This window comes from Cupriavidus basilensis, from assembly GCF_000832305.1.
Classification (GTDB): Bacteria; Pseudomonadota; Gammaproteobacteria; order Burkholderiales; family Burkholderiaceae; genus Cupriavidus; species Cupriavidus basilensis_F.
On the sequence record NZ_CP010536.1, the window covers coordinates 1,842,325 to 1,860,949 of the forward strand.

Below are 18,625 nucleotides of genomic sequence, written 5' to 3' on the forward strand. Positions count from 1 at the left end.
ACAGGAGAGGGAGTCAAAGCCGTCGTCATTCCAGGCTGCTTTGGCGCAACTTGTCGCTCTCGGCTAATGCCGCCGGTTTGTCAGCAGGCTGGGGCGACGCATCCTTGATAGCCGACAGCGCCGACATCACGGCCTGCCAGGCCGCGCCAGCCTCCGCTTCGCTGCATTCGCCATGCTGCCGCTTGGTGGCCCCCAGGCGGTTGAGCACAAGGTGCTGGCCGGGTTCCACGCCCGTGCTGGCCAGGCAGGCTTTCACGCAGGCCAGCGGGCAGCCGTCCAGGGCCAGGATCGGGCGGCCCGAGCGCGCCACCCTGGTGAGCGCGGCAACGCCGCCGCCAACCCCGCTGATGCAGGACATCTCGGCCATCCCGCTGCGATCCAGCCGCACGGCGAAGGTGTTGGCGAGCTGCGCCACGCTGGAGCAGCCAGAGCAGGCGTAGACGAGGGGCAAGGATGTGGTGCCAGCCTTGGGCATTGCGATACCTCCGGACTTGATGTGCGGTCTAAGGGAGCGTCGGAACGTCCTCAGGAAGCGATTGCCGACGGCTCGCATCGCGCGCTGCCCGGGGAAGCGGCAAGGCGCTCGCCACGCGGCGCGACAGCGCCGTCCAGCCCGCACAGCCTGAGAATAAAGCGCGCCACCTGGGCAGCCTGGTCGAGCGGCAGGCACGGCATGCCGATATCGAGCGGCACGTCGCTGGCCACCGCGACGATGGACGCATCGCGCGGGTAGTAGGGCGCGCGCCCGTGCGCCGGCCGGTATACCTCGATGCGCGCAATGGCTTCGCTGCGGAACCCTTCCACCAGGGTTAGGTCCGCCGGCGCCAGGCGTGCCACCTGCTCGCGCAGGGTGGGCTCCGGCGCGCCGTTCAGGTCGTGCACGATGGCGAAACGAAAGGGCGAGGCCACCAGCACCTCGCCGGCACCGGCCTGGCGAAAGCGCGCGCTGTCCTTGCCCGGCGGTTCGAGTTCGAGGGGATGGTGGCTATGCTTGATGACGTTGACGGTCAGCCCTTGCTGGCGGAACCAGGCGAGCATGGCTGTGATCAGCGTGGTCTTGCCGCTGCCCGAGGTGCCGGCGATGCCAATGATGGCGGGTTGCATGACTGTTCTCCCATGAGTTGCGTCCGGGCAGGCTGACTGGCAAAGCGCGGCGTGCGTTCCAGTGGAGCGAGATGCGTGCGCCTCCGGCTTTCCAGTGCCTGCGCCTGTTGCCTGTTGCCGGACGTGGCGGTGAAGGTTGCTTATTGCACCAGCGGCGTTTCGGCGCCGCCCAGGTCGATCCCTTCAATGCTGGCGCCGCCGATCAGCAGGCTTGCATACTGCTTCCAGGCGCGGTCGCGCGCCGCCGCCGCGAGGGCGCGCGCGATGGATTGCCGCACGGCATCGAACGGCAACTGCACGCCTTCGCAGCGCGCGACGACCCGCACCACGTGCAGGCCATAGCGCGTTTCAACCAGCCGGGCCAACACGCCGGGGTGGCGCGCCGCGAAGATGGCGCGCTCGAACTCGGGCGCGGTCTCGCCGCGCAACACACGGCCAAGGCGCCCGCCGCCGGCGCCGGTCGGGCAGTTGGAGCGGGCGATGGCCAGGCCGGCGAATGCCGGGGGATCGGCCTGCACCTGCGCGAGGGTGGCCTCGGCGGTTGCGCGCAGCGCATCGAGCGGGACGCGTGGCGTCACCTGGAACAGGATGTGCTCGGCCTCGACCCATTCGCCCTCGCGGAAGTGCTCCAGGTGGTGATCGTAATGCCGGCGGCAACTGGCCTCGTCCGGCTCGGGCAGCCCGACCTCCCGCTCCAGCAGGGCTTGCGTGAGTGCCTCGTCGTCGCTGTCGGGCAGTCCGAGCCGCCGCGCTTGCGCACGCACCAGATGGCGCAGGATAAGGGCAACCACGGCATGCCGGGTGGGCTCGGGCGAGCCGCTATGGTGAGCCAGTTCGCGCTCGATTTCGGCGTCTTCCAGTTCGACGCCATTGACTAACACAGGCATTGCATTCTCCTTGCCGGGTGGGTGGACGGACGGGCGGGCGGGCGGACGGGCGTTAGCGGCTGCGCACCAGTTGCCAGGCGCGGCCAAGGTAGCCGATGGATCCAAAGCCGCTCCACACATGCACCAGGCGGGTGAAGGGGAAGATGACGAACAGCGAGATCCCCATGAACAGGTGGAGCTTGAACAGCAGCGGTGCGTCGGCGATATAGCTGGCGGCGTCCCCGCGCAGGGTGACGATGTGCTGCGCCCAGGTCATGAGCTGCACCATCATGTGGCCGTCCATATGGCGGGACGATTCAAAGATGGTGGAAAGGCCCAGCAGCAAGGTCGCCAGGATCCACAGCAGCAGCACCTTGTCGCCGGCACGTGTGACCGCGGACACGCGGGCATTGGTGAAGCGGCGGTGGAGCAGGATCAGCAGGCCGGACAGGCACATGGTGCCCATCAGGCCGCCGGCCGCCATGGCCACGCCTTGCTTGAAGCCATGCGAGACGCCGAGTGCGTCCCAGACCGCCACCGGCGTCAGCAGGCCCGCCAGATGGCCGAAGAACAGCCCGATGATGCCGACGTGAAAGAGGATGCTGCCCACGCGCAGGTTGCCGCGATGCAACAGCTGCGAGCTGTCGCTCTTCCAGCCGTACTGTTCGCGCTCGAAGCGCGCCAGGCTGCCGAACAGGAAGACGACCAGGGCGATGTACGGATAGATGCCGTAGAGGAATTGGTTGAGCAGGTTCATGGTCGTCGCCTCAGCAAGCGGTGGGCATGGGCGTTGAGGTTGGCGTGCGGGTTGGTGTGCGAGTTGGCGTGATACCACGGGCGTAAAAGTGCACGGGCTGGTCGCCCGTGGGGCGCGCAGCGAGCAGCGGCTCCACGCCGTCCGCGCCGGGGCCGAGGGTCTCCAGCGCTTCGTCCATGTCGCGCACCGGCGGCTCGGTCCGGGCTTGCGGCTGCACATCCGTGAGCGTGCGCAATACGGCGAACGCCGTGGCATACGGGCTCTCGTTGCGCGCCAGCCGGTCGCCGACCGCGGCAAGCACGTGGATGGCGTCGCCCAGCAGTTGTCCGGCATGCGCGTCCTTGCCGTCTGCGACCAGCGCGCCCAGGAACTCCAGGAACAGCGGCACGTAGTCGGGCAGCTCCGCCTCGGCGGGCTCGAAGCCCTCGCGGCGGTATTCTTCGATCAGGTCGACCATCGCCTGGCCGCGATCCCGGCTCTCGCCGTGCACGTGTTCGAACAGGTGCAGCGAGTGGGCGGGGTTGCGGTCGAAGGTGGCGACGTAGTTCTCCTGGAGCTCGATCAGCGTGTTTGTCTTCAACAGATCGCCCAACGGCGCCAGCGTGGCCTGCGCCTGCGGCCATTCGGCCAGCGCGGCGTCGATTTCAGGCAGGGCGTCGAGCAGCTCCTGCTCGGGGTAGCACAGCAGGGCGCTGAGGATGGGGTAAAGCGGCATGGGAAGGCTCCTGTTCTGTTCTGTTCTGTTCTGTCTGGATGGGGAAGATGCGGGTGCCGGCCGCCCCCGTTTGCCAACGGGGGCGTGGCGGCACGTCAGGCGCCGGTCATGACGCCGCCAAGGCCTTCTTGCGCGATTTCGGCATGTCCGCGAACATCACGCTGCCTTGCGGTTTCTTGCCGAACAGGGAGCCGTCCGACGTCCCGCCCGAGCATCCGTTGCCGAACGTGAAGCCGCAGCTCGCCTTGTCGTTGAAGCTGTCCTCCACCATTTCCTTGTGCGAGGACGGGATCACGAAGCGATCTTCATAGTTCGCGATTGCCATGATCTGGTACATGTCCTCCACTTGCGCCGGCGTGAGGCCGACCTGTTCCAGCACAGCCAGGTCCTGCACGTCGTCCACCACTTCCGAGCGCTTGTAGGCGCGCATGGCCAGCATGCGCTCGAGCGCCTTGAGCACCGGCGCGACTTCCCCCGCGGTCAGCAGGTTGGCCAGGTACTTGACCGGGATGCGCAGGCTCTTCACGTCCGGAATCACGCCGTTCATGCCCATGTGGCCGGCCTCGGCGGCCGACTGGATCGGCGACAGCGGCGGGATGTACCACACCATCGGCAGCGTGCGGTACTCGGGGTGCAGCGGGAAGGCCACCTTCCATTCGCAGGCCATCTTGTAGACCGGCGACTTGCGCGCGGCGTCCAGCCAGCTTTGCGGGACGCCCTGGCGCAGCGCTTCGGCCTGGACGGCCGGATCGTGCGGGTCGAGGAAGATGTCCAGCTGCGACTGGTAGAGATCCTGCGTGTTCTCCACCGAGGCGGCTTCCTGGATGCGGTCGGCGTCGTACAGCATCACGCCCAGGTAGCGGATCCGGCCGACGCAGGTTTCCGCGCAGACGGTGGGCTGGCCCGCTTCGATGCGCGGATAGCAGAACAGGCATTTCTCGGCCTTGCCGCTTTGCCAGTTGTAGTAGATCTTCTTGTACGGGCATCCGGAGATGCACATGCGCCAGCCGCGGCATTTGTCCTGGTCGACCAGCACGATGCCGTCGTCCTCGCGCTTGTAGATCGAGCCGGACGGGCAGGAGGCCACGCAGGTCGGGTTGAGGCAATGCTCGCACAGGCGCGGCAGGTACATCATGAAGGTGTTCTCGAAGGTCGAGTACATCTCCTTTTGCACGTCTTCGAACAGCTTGTCCTTGCTGCGCGCGCTGAACTCGCCGCCCAGGTCGTCTTCCCAGTTCGGGCCCCATTCGATCTTTTCCATCGTCTTGCCGGTCAGCACCGATACCGGACGGGCGGTGGGCGGCGTCTGCACCAGCGGGGCCTTCTGCAGGTGCTCGTAGTCGTAGGTGAACGGCTCGTAGTATTCGTCGATCTGCGGCAGGTTGGGATTGGTAAACAGCTTTGCCAGGATGCCGAGCTTGCTGCCCTGGCGCGGCTCGAGCTTGCCGGCGGCATTGCGTACCCAGCCGCCGTGCCACTTGTCCTGGTTCTCCCACTCCTTGGGGTAGCCGATGCCGGGCTTGGTCTCGACGTTGTTGAACCAGGCGTATTCCACGCCGTCGCGGCTGGTCCACACGTTCTTGCAGGTAATCGAGCAGGTATGGCAGCCGATGCACTTGTCCAGGTTCAGGACCATGGCTACCTGGGCGCGGATTTTCATTGCTCAGCTCCTTCCTTGGCTTGTTTTTCCACCAGCGGGCCTTCCAGCCAGTCGACCTTGTTCATCTTGCGCAGGATCACGAACTCGTCGCGGTTGCTGCCGACGGTGCCGTAGTAGTTGAAACCGTAGGCCAGTTGCGCGTAGCCGCCGATCATGTGGGTGGGCTTGGTGACCGTGCGGGTCACCGAGTTATGGATGCCGCCGCGCATGCCGCTGGTTTCGGCGCCGGGCACGTTCACGATCTTTTCCTGGGCGTGGTACATCAGGCACATCCCCTTGGGGACCCGCTGGGACACCACCACCCGCGCGGTCAGCGTGCCATTGACGTTGAAGACTTCCACCCAGTCGTTGTCCCGGATGCCGCTGGCCTTGGCCTCGGTCTCGGAGATCCAGACGTGCGGCCCGCCGCGCGACAGCGTCAGCATGCGCAGGTTGTCCGAATAGGTGGAGTGGATGCCCCACTTCTGGTGCGGCGTGATCCAGTTCAGCACCAGCTCGGTGTTGCCGTTGGGCTTGGCGCCCAGCATCGGCGCGATGGTCTTGGTGTCGATGGCGGGCTTGTAGACGCAGTTGCCCTCGCCAAAATCCAGCATCCAGCGATGGTCCTGGTAGAACTGCTGGCGCCCGGTCAGGGTGCGCCAGGGAATCAGCTCGTGCACATTGGTATAGCCTGCGTTGTAGCTGACTTCCTCCGATTCGAGCCCGGACCAGGTCGGCGCGGAGATGATCTTGCGCGGCTGTACCTGGACGTCGCGAAAGCGGATCTTGTCGTGCTCGCGCCCGGCGGCCAGGTGGGCGTGATCGCGCCCGGTGATGGCCGACAGCGCTTCCCACGCCTTTACCGCGACATGCCCGTTGGTTTCCGGTGCAAAGGTCAGGATCATCTCGGCGGCGTCGATGGCGGTATCCAGCCGCGGCCGGCCCTGGCTCACGCCGGGCTCGTCCACCGTCTTGCTGAGCGCGCCGATTTCCTTGACTTCGTGGCGGGTATCCCAGTTGATGCCCTTGCCGCCGTTGCCGTGCTTGTCGAGCAGCGGTCCGATCGAGGTGAATTTCTTGTAGATGTCGGCATAGTTGCGCTCGACCACGGTCATCGATGGTGCGGTCTTGCCGGGGATCAGCTCGCATTCGCCGCGCTTCCAGTCCTTCGGCTCGAACGGCTGGGCCAGCTCGCCCGGGGTGTCATGCAGCAAGGGGCTGCAGACCAGGTCCTTGCGGGTGCCCAGGTGGGCGCCGCCGATCTCGCTGAACTTCCTGGCGATCGCCTTGTAGATTTCCCAGTCCGTGCGGCTCTCCCACAGCGGCTGCACCGCCTCCGACAAGGGATGGATGAAGGGATGCATGTCGGAGGTGTTGAGATCGTCCTTCTCGTACCAGGTCGCGGTCGGCAGCACGATATCGCCGTACAGGCAGGTGGTGCTCATGCGGAAATCGAGCACCGTCAGCAGGTCGAGCTTGCCCTCGGCGGCGGGGCGCACCTTCACCTCGCTTGGCGTGATGGCGTCGGCCTCGTCGCCGAACACGGCGTTCTGGGTGCCAAGCAGGTACTTGAGAAAGTACTCGTGCCCCTTGCCCGAGCTGCCGAGGATATTCGAGCGCCAGACGAACATGTTGCGCGGGAAGTTCTCCGGGTTGTCGGGGTCGTCGCAGGCGAACTGCAATCCGCCGGACTTCAGTTGTTCGACCGTATAGGCCACAGGGTCCTTGCCTGCCGCGGCGGCCGCGTCGGCCACATCGAGCGGATTGCTGCTCAACTGCGGCGCCGAAGGCAGCCAGCCCATGCGCTCCGAGCGGGCGTTCAGGTCCAGCAGCGAGAGATTCTCGTACTTGGCCTTGTCGGCGGTCGGGGCAAGGATCTCGTCCACGGCGAGCTTTTCGTGGCGCCACTGGCTGGTGTGGCTGTAGAAGAACGAGGTGCCGTTCATCTGGCGCGGCGGGCGCGACCAGTCCAGGCCGAAGGCCAGCGGAGCCCAGCCGAACTGCGGGCGCAGTTTCTCCTGGCCCACGTAGTGGGCCCAGCCGCCGCCGCTCTTGCCCACGCAGCCGCACATCATCAGCAGGTTGATGATGCCGCGGTAGATCATGTCGTTGTGGTACCAGTGGTTGAGCCCGGCGCCGACGATCACCATGCTCTTGCCCTGGGTGCGATCGGCGTTGTCGGCGAACTCGCGTGCCACCTGTATCACCAGGTGGCGCGGCACCGTGGTGTGCTTCTCCTGCCAGGCCGGCGTGTAGGGCACATCGTCGTCGAAGGATGTGGCCACGTTGTCGCCGCCCAGGCCCTGGTCCACGCCGTAGTTGGCCATCTGCAGGTCATAGACGGTGGCCACCAGCGCGCTGCTGCCGTCCGCCAGCGTGATGCGCCTGGCCGGCACGCGGCGCTTGAGCAGGGCATCGTGCTCCGCGCCGAAGTACGGGAAGCCGACCTCCGCCACCTCGTGCTCGGCCGCCATCAGCGAGAGCAGGGGGTCAAGCGCGTGTCCGCTGCCGCCGTCCTTCATTTCCAGGTTCCAGCGGCCTACCTTCTCGCCGTCGTTGTGGGCGGCCTCGCCCCAGCGAAAACCGATGCTGCCATTGGGGGCCGCAAAGTCGCCGCTGGCGCTATCGATGACCAGGGTCTTCCATTCCGGGTTGTTGGCTTCGCCGCGGGCGCCGGCCAGGTGGGAGGCGCGCAGGAAATGATCGGGGACCAGCGTGCCGCCGTTGTCGCGCAGCAGCACCAGCATCGGCATGTCGGTGTATTGCCTGATGTAGTCGCGGAAATAGGCAGAGCGTGCGTTCAGGTGGAATTCCTTGAGCACCACATGGCCCATGGCCATGGCCAGGGCGGCGTCCGTGCCTTGGGTGGGGGTCAGCCAGATATCGCCGAACTTGACCATCTCGCCGAAGTCGGACGACACGGCCACGGTCTTGGTGCCCTTGTAGCGGACTTCGGTATAGAAGTGCGCGTCCGGGGTGCGCGTCTGCGGCACGTTGGAGCCCCACACCATCAGGTAGGTGGAGTTGTACCAGTCGGCCGATTCCGGCACGTCGGTCTGCTCGCCCCAGACTTGCGGGCTGGCCGGCGGCAGGTCGCAGTACCAGTCATAGAAGGACAGGCAGACCCCGCCCAGCAGGCTCAGGTAGCGCGCCCCGGCGGCGTAAGAGACCATCGACATGGCCGGGATCGGCGAGAACCCGACCACGCGGTCCGGGCCGAAGCGCTTGATGGTAAAGGCATTGGCTGCCGCGATCATCTCCGTGGCAGTGTCCCAGTCGGCCCGCACGAAGCCGCCCAGGCCGCGCACGCTCTTGTAGCGATTGGCTTTGACGGGATCCTGGCTGATCGAGGCCCAGGCGGCCACGGGGTCCATGGTCTTGCGGGCCTCGCGCCACATCTCCATCAGGCGGCCGCGGATCATCGGGTACTTCACGCGTTGCGCCGAATACACGTACCAGCTGTACGAGGCGCCGCGAGGGCAGCCGCGCGGCTCGTGGTTAGGCAGGTCGGGCCGGGTGCGCGGATAGTCGGTCTGCTGCGTTTCCCAGGTGATCAGTCCGTTCTTGACGTAGACCTTCCAGGAGCACGAACCTGTACAGTTCACGCCGTGGGTGGAACGCACGATCTTGTCGTGCTGCCAGCGGCTGCGATATCCGTTCTCCCACCGGCGGTCCTCGTCCACCACGGCGCCGTGTCCACCCGCGAAGGTGGACTTGACGCGCGACATGAATTTCAGTCGATCCAGAAAATGGCTCATTGTTGTTCTCCGCGAGTGCTTTTGCTGACCGTTGGGCTATCGGTCCAGGGATGTTGCAAGCTTATGGGCCAGGCCCGGCCGTGCCCATTCGCTGGTGGGGGAGTAGGGCGCGATGCGCTCGGGCTAGTCCGGGCGCGGCCGCCTAGTTCGGAGGAACTAGGCCGGCCGGCACCGTTCAGCAAGGCATGGGCGCGTTCTTGCGCGCGTAGTACCACCAGGTCACCAGCACGCAGCTCACGTAGAAGACCACAAAGCAATACAGCGCCGCGTCCGCCGAACCGGTCAGCTCCAGCGAGGTGCCGAAGCTCTTGGGAATGAAAAAGCCGCCGTAGGCCCCAATGGCACCGGAAAAACCCAGCACCGCGGCCGATTCCTTGCCGGCGTCCAGCTGCGCCTGCTTTTGCGCCGCGGCGTCCTTGCCGCGCGCGGCGCGCTGGCGCTCGGTCAGGAAGATCACCGGGATCATGCGGAAGGTCGAACCATTGCCGACGCCGGTCAGCGCGAACAGCACCACGAACGCGGCCAGGAAACCCTGGAAGCTGCCGCCGGCGCCGTCATGCGGCAGCGTGGCCAGCACGCCGAACACGGCGGCAATCATCGCCACGAAGCTCCACAGCGTGACCCGGGCTCCGCCCAGCTTGTCCGACACCCAGCCACCCACCGGCCGCATCAGCGCGCCCATCAGCGGCCCGAGGAAGGCGTAGGCGGTGGGGTTGACGCCGGGGAACTGCGACTTGGTGAGCAGCGCGAACCCGGCCGAGAAGCCGATGAACGAGCCGAAGGTGCCCACGTACAGCCAGCACATCAGCCAGTTGTGCTTGCGCTTGAAGATCACCGCCTGGTCGGCGAACGAGGCGCGCGCATCGGCGATGTCGTTCATGCCGAACCACGCGGCGAGGGTGGCGGCCAGGATGAACGGCACCCAGATAAAGCCGGCGTTCTGCAGCCACAGACTCCTGCCGGCTTCGCCGGCCTGGTAGGCCTGGGGTTCGCCGCCAAAGGCGCCGAACAGCCCCACGGAGACCACCAGCGGGGTAAGGAACTGCACCACCGATACGCCCAGGTTGCCAATGCCGGCATTGAGCCCCGTCGCCAGGCCCTTCTTGGCCTTGGGGAAGAAGAAGCTGATGTTGGACATCGAGGAACTGAAGTTGGCGCCGCCGAATCCGCACAGCAGTGCCAGCACCAGCAAGGTGGGATAGCTCGTGGCCGGGTCGCGCAGCGCGAACCCCATGCCCAGCGCCGGCACCAGCAGCGTGGCGGTGGAGATAGCCGTGAACCGGCGGCCGCCGAAGATCGGCACCAGGAAGGCGTAGAAGATGCGCAGCGTGGCGCCCGAAAGTGCCGGCAGCGCGGTGAGCCAGAACAGCTGGTTCTTGCTGAAGCGGAAGCCGGCGCGGTCCAGGTTGACCGCCACCACGCTCCACAGCATCCAGATTGCAAAGGCGAGCATCAGGGCGAGGATCGAGATCCACAGGTTACGGTAGGCGATGCGTTCGCCGTGGGTGCGCCAGAAGGCCGCGCTTTCGGGCTCCCAGCGGGTTAGTACGGAGCTAGACATGACAATGTCCTATGTGACGGAAGAAGGAATCGGGGGATCGAGGGGGCGGGCGATCGGGGAACCGGCGCGCCGCTTCAGGCCGGCTGCGCCGCCAGCACGCGCTGGCCGGCGCCCGCGCCCTTGGCGCGCTGGCTGTAGTGCATCCACACCAGGCTCACGCAGACCGTGCCGTACAGCAGCATGAAACAGCTGCTGCGCACGCCGGTCAGGTCCGCCAGCAGGCCGAACAGCACCGGCAGGATGAAGCCGCCCAGGCCGCCGGCCAGCCCCACCACGCCGGAGACGGCGCCGAGGTTGTGGCCGAAATCGTTGGCGATGAACTTGAACACCGAGGCCTTGCCCACCGCCATGGCAACGCCGACGATAAAGAGCAGCGCGGTAAACGGCAGCGCCGACAGGCCGATATGGAAGGCTTGCGGGCCGCGCGCGGTGTGGATGATGAAATCGGTCTGCGGATAGCTGAGCAGGAAGAACGCCACCCAACACACCCACATCACCCACCAGGTGGTGCGGTGCGCGCCGTAGCGGTCGGAGATCCAGCCGCCGATGGCGCGCAGCACGCCGCCCGGCAGCGAGAAGCAGGCCGCCAGCAGGGCGGCGATCTTGATGTCGAAGCCATACTCGCCGATGTAGTACTTGGTCATCCACAGCGACAGGCCGACATAGCCGCCGAACACCACCGAGTAATACTGCGAGTAGCGCCACACGCGTGGGTCGCGCAGCATGGCGAGCTGGGCGCGCAGGCTGGCCGAGGACGTGGCGCGGTGAGCGGGATCGCTGGACGAGCACACCCAGAACAGCACGGCCGTGACCAGCATGGCGATCGCATAGACGCGTGGCACCACGGTCCAGCTGCCGCCGGCGGCCACGATCAGCGCCGGCGCCACGAATTTGGTCAAGGCCGAACCGGAGTTGCCCGCGCCGAAGATGCCCATGGCCAGGCCCTGGCGGGAGCGCGGAAACCAGCGCGCCACGTAGGGCGTGCCCACGGAAAACGAGCCGCCCGCCAGGCCTACGAACAAGCCCAGGATCAGCAACTGCGGGAGCGTGGTGGCATGCGAGATCATCCAGATCGGAATGACAGTGACCAGCATCAGCGCAAAGAAGACGATGCGCCCGCCGTAGCGGTCGGTCCAGATGCCCAACGGCAGGCGGACCAGCGCGCCGCTGAGCACGGGCGTGGCGGCCAGCAGGCCGAACTGGGTTTCAGACAGGCCCAGCTGCTGCTTGATGGGAATGCCCAGCACCGCAAACATCATCCATATGGCAAAGCAGATGGTGAAGGCGAAGGTGCTGGATGCCAGCACCGCGTAGGCGCGCGGTGGCACCGGCTCATGCGTGAGGGGTTGAGTGGCCATGGCCATGCTCCTGTGTCAACAATGACGATCGGCTCCCAGCGTAGAGAGCGCGACCGCAATTGACCATTCGCCGGCAGCACATCCGCAGGTGCCGGTGGAGCTAGTTCTAATGGGGAGGGGTGTGCCCGCCTGGGGCAGGCCTGGCGCCGCGCAAGCGGGCGCCAGGCTGATCGACGAGATACGCTCAGTCCGCCATGCGGTGCGGCATGTCGTGGTGCTTGTTGTCGTGCTTGTCGTCGTGCTTGATGCCGAGCCGGCGGGCAAGCTTGTGCAGGTTGCTCGCGTCCACGCCCAGCTGGCGGGCCGCCTGCGCCCAGTTGCCACCCCGCGCGGCCAGTGCCTGCTCGATGCAATGCCGCTGGCATTGGTCCATCGCCTCGCGCAGGGTGGCTGCCGTTGGCGCGAACGCACCCGGCTCGGCGCTTGGGGGCGGGGCTGCGGCACCGGGCGGCGCCGGCTCCACCCCGTCGAGATCCAGGAGTTCCGCCTCCAGGGTGACGATGTCGTTGCGGTTCGCGCCGCGGCTGACGGTCTTGAGCGCCGCCCGGCTGATGACATGCTCCAGCTCGCGCACATTGCCCGGCCAGGGGTAGCGGCGCAGCGCGGCCTCGGCCGCGACGGACAGGCGCAGGCTGCGCAGGCCGAGCCGGGCGCGATTGAGTTCCAGCATCCGGCCTGCCAGCAGCAGCACGTCGTTGCCGCGCTCGCGCAGCGGCGGAATCGGGATCGGATAGACCGAGAGCCGGTGATACAGGTCGGCGCGGAACGAGCCGTCGCGCACGTGATCGCGCAGGCTGCGGTTGGTGGCGGCGATGATGCGCACGTCGACGCGGCGCGGCCGGTCGGAACCCAGGCGCTGGATTTCGCCGTTCTGCAAGGTGCGCAGCAGCTTGGCCTGGATCGAGAGCGGCAGCTCGCCCACCTCGTCAAGGAACAGCGTGCCGCCGTCGGCCGCTTCGAAGCGGCCCGGCCTTTCGCCCACCGCGCCCGAGAACGCGCCCTTGGCGTGCCCGAACAGCTCGCTCTCGGCCAGCGATTCCGGCAAGGCAGCGCAATTGACATGGATCAGCGGTTGCGCGCGACGGCGCGAGAGCCGGTGCAGCCGGTGCGCGAACAGTTCCTTGCCCACGCCCGTTTCGCCCAGCAGCAGCACCGGGAGCTCCGAGTCGGCCACCACCGTGAGCTCATGCAGCAAGCGGCTGATCGCCTCGCTCTGGCCGATGATCTCGCCATCGTCCCGGGCCGTGTCGCCCAGCGGGGCTTCGCCGCGCGTGAGCCGCAGCGCGCGGATCTCGGCTTCCAGCCGTGTCGTGCGGATCGCCGCCTCGACAACTACCGTCAACTGCCGCAAATCGGCCTGCGCTTCGTCGCCGAAGGTGCCGACCGTCAGCGCGTCGAGCGTCAGCACGCCCCACGGCTGGCCTTCCACATGCAGGCTCGTTCCCATGCAGTCGTGCACCGGGAGGGGTTCGCCCACATGCTCGTCGATCAGCCCGTCGTAGGGGTCGGGCAGCACGCTGTCGTGGTGGAAGCAGGTCACGCCGCGCCTGGCCAGGATGGCGGCCAGCCGTGGATGCAGGCCCACCGCGAAACGCCGCCCGAGCGCATCGCGCACCAGCCCGTCGATCGCCACCGGCCGCAGCTGATCCTCTTCCAGCTGCAGGAGCGCCACGGCGCCGCAGCGGAAGTGGGCCCGCAGGCTGCTGACCAGCCGCTGCAGCCGCACTGCCTGCGGAAGGTCGGCAACGAGGTCCGTCAGCAAGAGATTTTCCATCATGGTCAATTAAACCCTATTGGGTATTTTTTACCATTGTTGAGCAAGGGTAAATAATACCCTCAAAAAACTAAACCATTGATTCTTTGCGCTAATTTTTCGGGCATGGATTTGGCTATGTGAATGATGCACACCTTACACAGGAGAACATCATGAGCATGACCGAACAATCGCTGGGCCAGCTTGCCCGCAAGATCCCCGGCGCCACCCGCGTGTTTCACGACTACCAGCTGGATTTCTGCTGCGGCGGCAAGCAGACCCTGGGCGAGGCCGCGCAAGCCGCGGGCCTGGATGCGCAGGCCATCGAGGCAAGCCTGCTGTCGCTGCAAGCCCAGGCGCAACGCGACGGCCGCGACTGGGGCAGCGCGTGCGCGGCCGACCTGATCGCCCACATCCTCGCGCGCTACCACGAGGTGCATCGGCAGCAACTGCCCGAGCTGATCCGCCTGGCGCGCCGGGTGGAGCAGGTGCATGGCGACCGCGAGGATTGCCCGCTCGGCCTGGCGGATCACCTCTGCGTCATGCAGCAGGAGCTGGAGAGCCATATGCAGAAGGAAGAGCAGATCCTGTTCCCGCTGCTCGCGCGCGAACTCGGCGCTATGGCGGGCGGCCCCATCACGGTCATGCGCATGGAGCACGACGAGCACGGGCAGGCCCTGCAGCGTCTCAATGCGCTGACCAACGACATCACCTTGCCCCGCGCCGCGTGCAACACCTGGCGCGCGCTGTACCTGGGGCTGCGCACCCTGCGTGAAGACCTGATGGAACACATCCATCTCGAGAACAACATCCTGTTCGACAACGCTGAGCAAGCCGCCCCGGCCCACGCCTGATCCCGCCGCGACAGGCACACGCATCACAGCGAGACCCATCATGGGACAATATAAAAAACTCTGGTTCACCCTGATCGCCGTCGTGGCGGTCACTTTTTCGCTGCTTGGCTACTACGGCACCGAGGTCTACCGCAAGGCGCCGCCGATTCCGCAGCAAGTCGTTAGTGCCGACGGCAACGCCTTGTTCAGCAAGGACGATATCCTCGACGGCCAGACCGCATGGCAATCCGTCGGCGGCATGCAGCTCGGCTCCATCTGGGGTCACGGCGCCTACCAGGCGCCGGACTGGACTGCCGACTGGCTGCACCGCGAGCTCACCGCCTGGCTCGACCTGGCCGCGCGCGATACCTACGGCCGCACCTATGCCGCGCTCGACGGGCCAACCCAGGCCGCGCTGCGCGAGCAGCTCCGCGCCGAGTACCGTGGCAACCGCGCCGACCAGGACAGCGGCGTGCTCACCGTCTCCAGGCGCCGAGCGCAGGCCATTGCCGCCACCGCCGTCTACTACGAACGGCTGTTCTCCGACGCACCGGCGCTGCGCAAGAGCCGCGAAAGCTTCGCCATGAAGGAGAACACGCTGCCCAGCGCCGAACGCCGCGTGAAGCTGACGCACTTCTTCTTCTGGACCGCATGGGCCGCCGCCACCGAACGCCCCGGCCTCACCGCCACCTACACCAATAACTGGCCGCACGAGCCGCTGATCGGCAACCAGCCCACCAGCGAGAACATCATCTGGTCCATCGCCAGCGTGGTCGTGCTGCTCGCGGGTGTTGGCTTCCTGGTATGGGCCTGGTCATTCCTGCGCGGACACGAAGAGGCACCGCCCGCCGTGGCCGCGCGCGACCCGCTCACGGCGTTCGCGCTTACGCCGTCGCAACGTGCCCTGGGCAAGTACCTGTTCCTGGTGGTGGCGCTGTTTGTGTTCCAGGTGCTGATCGGCGGCCTGACGGCTCACTACACGGTGGAAGGGCAGCGTTTCTACGGCATTGAGCTGTCGAAGTGGTTCCCATACACGCTGCTGCGCACCTGGCACATCCAGAGCGCGCTGTTCTGGATCGCTACCGGCTTTCTGGCTGCCGGCCTGTTCCTGGCGCCGCTTATCAACGGCGCAAAGGACCCGAAGTACCAGAAGCTTGGCGTGGACGTGCTGTTCTGGGCCTTGGTGGTGGTCGTGGTGGGATCGTTTACCGGCAACTACTTGGCGATCGCGCAGATCATGCCCGAGAACCTTAACTTCTGGCTGGGGCATCAGGGCTACGAGTACGTTGACCTGGGCCGCCTGTGGCAGATCGGCAAGTTCGCCGGCATCCTGTTCTGGCTGGTGTTGATGCTGCGCGCCATCGCGCCGGCACTGCGCACGCCGGGCGGCGACAAGAACCTGCTGGCCTTGCTGACATCCTCGGTGGTGGCTATCGGCCTGTTCTACGGGGCCGGCCTGTTTTACGGCGAGCGCACCAACCTGTCGGTGATGGAGTACTGGCGCTGGTGGGTCGTGCACCTGTGGGTCGAGGGCTTCTTTGAAGTGTTCGCCACCACGGCGCTGGCCTTTATCTTCTCCACCCTCGGCCTGGTGTCGCGGCCGATGGCCACGGCGGCCAGCCTCGCGTCGGCATCGCTGTTCATGCTGGGCGGCCTGCCTGGCACGTTCCACCATCTCTACTTTGCCGGCACCACGACGCCGGTGATGGCGGTGGGCGCCAGCTTCAGCGCGCTCGAAGTGGTGCCGCTGATCGTGCTGGGCCATGAAGCCTGGGAAAACTGGCGCCTGAAGGACCGGGCACCGTGGATGGCCAACCTGAAGTGGCCGCTGATGTGCTTCGTCGCCGTGGCGTTCTGGAACATGCTGGGCGCCGGTGTATTCGGCTTCATGATCAACCCGCCGATTTCGCTGTACTACGTGCAGGGCCTGAATACCACGGCGGTGCATGCCCACGCGGCGCTGTTCGGGGTCTACGGCTTCCTGGCGCTGGGCTTCACGCTGCTGGTGCTGCGCTATGTGCGGCCCGGCTACGTACTGAACCAGGGCTTGGCGAAGACAGCGTTCTGGGGCCTCAACGCCGGCCTGGTGCTCATGATCGGCACCAGCCTGCTGCCCATCGGCATCATCCAGTTCCACGCCAGCGTCAGCCAGGGGCTGTGGTATGCGCGCAGCGAGGCCTTCATGCAGCAGCCCATCCTGCAGACGCTGCGCTGGGTGCGCACCTTCGGCGACGTGGTGTTTATCGTCGGCGCGCTCTCGATGGCGCTGCAAGTGGTACTGGGCCTCGCCGCCAAGGCACCGGCGCAGACCGCGCCGGAAGGGCGCCTGAGCGCGGCGCAACGGTAAGCGCGGGGCGGATGGCCGCGGCGATCCGCCCCGCGCCGATACCAGAGAGAACAGGTCGGCATGCCATACGCTTGCTTTCCGTCAATCTAGATATAGTGTTTGACGGGTACTCTACCCCCACATTTAGTGTGAATATTATCGGGGGAATAGATGGAGCACTGTACCGAAGCCGTTGTAGCATGCCTGCACAGGGAGGTCAGCCAGCACGTCGATCAGGACCGCACGGCCCTGATCGACGTGCAAGCCGCGATCAACGAATACCTGAGCAAGGCGGACTGGCGCGTCAATGCCAACGCCAACCAGGGCTATTCGCTGGGCGGGCTGATACTGAATGTGGCGGGCAAGGTCACCGCCAATTACTGGCTGTCCCATGTCTACGCGCCGGAAATCGGCCACGCCCACCGCAGCGGCGACATCCATATCCACGATCTCGACATGCTCAGCGGCTACTGTGCCGGCTGGTCGCTGCGCACACTGCTGCATGAGGGCTTCAATGGCGTGCCGGGCAAGGTGGAAGCCGGGCCGCCCAAGCGCATGTCCTCTGCCGTGGGGCAGATCGTCAATTTTCTCGGCACGCTGCAGAACGAATGGGCCGGCGCGCAAGCGTTCTCGTCGTTCGACACCTATATGGCGCCATTCGTGCGCAAGGACGCCATGTCCTATGGCCAGGTGCGCCAGTGCATCCAGGAGCTGATCTACAACCTGAACGTGCCGTCGCGCTGGGGCACGCAAACGCCCTTTACCAACCTGACTTTCGACTGGACCTGCCCCGAAGACCTGCGCGAACAGGTGCCGGTGATCGGCGGCCAGGAAATGCCGTTCGCCTATGGCGACCTGCAGGAAGAGATGGACCTGATCAACCGCGCCTATATCGAGGTGATGACGGCAGGCGATGCCAAGGGCAGGGTGTTCACCTTTCCCATTCCGACCTACAACATCACGCGCGATTTTCCGTGGGAATCGGAGAATGCCACGCGGCTGTTCGAGATGACGGCCAGGTACGGGCTGCCGTACTTCCAGAATTTCATCAACTCGGAGCTGGAGCCAAATATGGTGCGCTCCATGTGCTGCCGGCTCCAGCTCGACCTGCGCGAGCTGCTCAAGCGCGGCAACGGCCTGTTCGGCAGTGCCGAGCAGACCGGCAGCGTGGGCGTGGTCACGATCAATTGCGCGCGCCTGGGCTACCTGCATGCCGGCGATGAAGCGGCGCTGCTGCGTGCGCTCGACCGCCTGCTGGATCTGGGCAAGCAGAGCCTGGAGAACAAGCGCACGCTGATCCAGCACCTGATGGACCAGGGCCTGTTCCCCTACACGAAGCGCTACCTGGGCACCTTGCGCAATCATTTCTCGACGCTGGGCGTGAACGGCATCAACGAGATGATCCGCAACTTCACCGCTGACCGGCACGACATCACGTCGGAGTGGGGCCATGCCTTCGCGCTGCGCTTGCTGGAACATGTGCGCGAGCGCATTGTGGCCTTCCAGCAGGAAACCGGCCATCTTTACAACCTCGAAGCGACCCCCGCCGAAGGGGCAACGTACCGCTTCGCACGGGAAGACCGCAAGCGCTGGCCGGAGATCCGCCAGGCCGGCACGGCCGCACAGCCCTACTACACAAATTCCTCGCAGTTGCCGGTCGGCTGGACCGACGACCCCTTCGAGGCGCTGGCGCGGCAGCAGGCCTTGCAGTCCAGGTACACCGGCGGCACGGTGCTGCATCTGTACATGGGCGAGCGCCTGTCCAGCGGCGAGGCCTGCCGCGAACTGGTGCGGCGCGCGCTGACGCGCTTTCGCCTGCCGTACATCACGGTGACGCCGACGTTCTCGATCTGCCCCACGCACGGCTACCTCGCCGGCGAGCATCCGTTCTGCCCGCGGTGCGACGAAGAGATCCTCGCGCGCAAGCGGGACCCGATCGCCGCCTGACCAGGATC

Annotated in this window: 13 protein-coding genes; 3 read left to right on the forward strand and 10 right to left on the reverse strand. The window is 66.2% G+C overall.

What is annotated here, in order from left to right; all coding sequences use genetic code 11:
- Positions 1 to 25: 25 nt before the first annotated feature.
- From RR42_RS08790 to norR, 10 genes are all read right to left on the reverse strand, one after another.
- Positions 26 to 475 carry a putative zinc-binding protein gene (locus RR42_RS08790; RefSeq protein WP_043345841.1) on the reverse strand — a complete coding sequence of 150 codons (450 nt, stop codon included), beginning with the start codon at positions 473 to 475 and terminating at the stop codon, positions 26 to 28.
- 50 nt (positions 476 to 525) lie between these two features.
- Positions 526 to 1,104 carry a molybdopterin-guanine dinucleotide biosynthesis protein B gene (mobB, locus tag RR42_RS08795; protein ID WP_043345842.1) on the reverse strand — a complete coding sequence of 193 codons (579 nt, stop codon included), beginning with the start codon at positions 1,102 to 1,104 and terminating at the stop codon, positions 526 to 528.
- A gap of 140 nt (positions 1,105 to 1,244) precedes the next feature.
- Complete coding sequence (locus RR42_RS08800; protein ID WP_043345844.1) at positions 1,245 to 1,991, reverse strand: peptidylprolyl isomerase; 747 nt, start codon at positions 1,989 to 1,991, stop codon at positions 1,245 to 1,247.
- 52 nt (positions 1,992 to 2,043) lie between these two features.
- Positions 2,044 to 2,727, reverse strand: coding sequence for a respiratory nitrate reductase subunit gamma (gene narI / locus RR42_RS08805; protein ID WP_043345846.1), 684 nt, complete (start codon positions 2,725 to 2,727; stop codon positions 2,044 to 2,046).
- 10 nt (positions 2,728 to 2,737) lie between these two features.
- Positions 2,738 to 3,442 (reverse strand): nitrate reductase molybdenum cofactor assembly chaperone, encoded by a 705-nt coding sequence (gene narJ / locus RR42_RS08810; protein ID WP_043345847.1) that lies wholly within the window; start codon positions 3,440 to 3,442, stop codon positions 2,738 to 2,740.
- A 106-nt stretch (positions 3,443 to 3,548) separates the two neighbouring features.
- The gene (gene narH, locus RR42_RS08815) at positions 3,549 to 5,102 is read right to left on the reverse strand and encodes a nitrate reductase subunit beta (protein WP_043345849.1); all 1,554 of its coding nucleotides are present in this window, start codon (positions 5,100 to 5,102) and stop codon (positions 3,549 to 3,551) included.
- Positions 5,099 to 8,839 (reverse strand): nitrate reductase subunit alpha, encoded by a 3,741-nt coding sequence (locus RR42_RS08820; RefSeq protein ID WP_043345850.1) that lies wholly within the window; start codon positions 8,837 to 8,839, stop codon positions 5,099 to 5,101. The genes narH and RR42_RS08820 overlap by 4 nt, the downstream gene beginning before the upstream one ends.
- A 175-nt stretch (positions 8,840 to 9,014) precedes the next feature.
- Positions 9,015 to 10,400 carry a NarK family nitrate/nitrite MFS transporter gene (locus RR42_RS08825; RefSeq protein WP_043345853.1) on the reverse strand — a complete coding sequence of 462 codons (1,386 nt, stop codon included), beginning with the start codon at positions 10,398 to 10,400 and terminating at the stop codon, positions 9,015 to 9,017.
- A gap of 74 nt (positions 10,401 to 10,474) precedes the next feature.
- Positions 10,475 to 11,758: an MFS transporter gene (locus tag RR42_RS08830; RefSeq protein WP_173430677.1), complete on the reverse strand. Its 1,284-nt coding sequence runs from the start codon at positions 11,756 to 11,758 to the stop codon at positions 10,475 to 10,477.
- A 184-nt stretch (positions 11,759 to 11,942) separates the two neighbouring features.
- Complete coding sequence (gene norR / locus RR42_RS08835; RefSeq protein WP_043351675.1) at positions 11,943 to 13,535, reverse strand: nitric oxide reductase transcriptional regulator NorR; 1,593 nt, start codon at positions 13,533 to 13,535, stop codon at positions 11,943 to 11,945.
- A gap of 149 nt (positions 13,536 to 13,684) precedes the next feature.
- On the opposite strand from norR, the gene ytfE reads away from it, so the two are divergent.
- The 3 genes from ytfE to RR42_RS08850 all read left to right on the forward strand — a co-directional run bounded on the left by ytfE (position 13,685) and on the right by RR42_RS08850 (position 18,617).
- Positions 13,685 to 14,365 carry an iron-sulfur cluster repair protein YtfE gene (gene ytfE / locus RR42_RS08840; protein WP_043345856.1) on the forward strand — a complete coding sequence of 227 codons (681 nt, stop codon included), beginning with the start codon at positions 13,685 to 13,687 and terminating at the stop codon, positions 14,363 to 14,365.
- Positions 14,366 to 14,405: 40 nt separating this feature from the next.
- Entirely contained in the window at positions 14,406 to 16,691 is a 2,286-nt protein-coding gene (locus RR42_RS08845; protein WP_043345859.1) for a nitric-oxide reductase large subunit, read from the forward strand.
- Between the two features lie 150 nt (positions 16,692 to 16,841).
- Positions 16,842 to 18,617, forward strand: coding sequence for a ribonucleoside triphosphate reductase (locus RR42_RS08850; RefSeq protein WP_052494540.1), 1,776 nt, complete (start codon positions 16,842 to 16,844; stop codon positions 18,615 to 18,617).
- Positions 18,618 to 18,625: the final 8 nt, after the last annotated feature.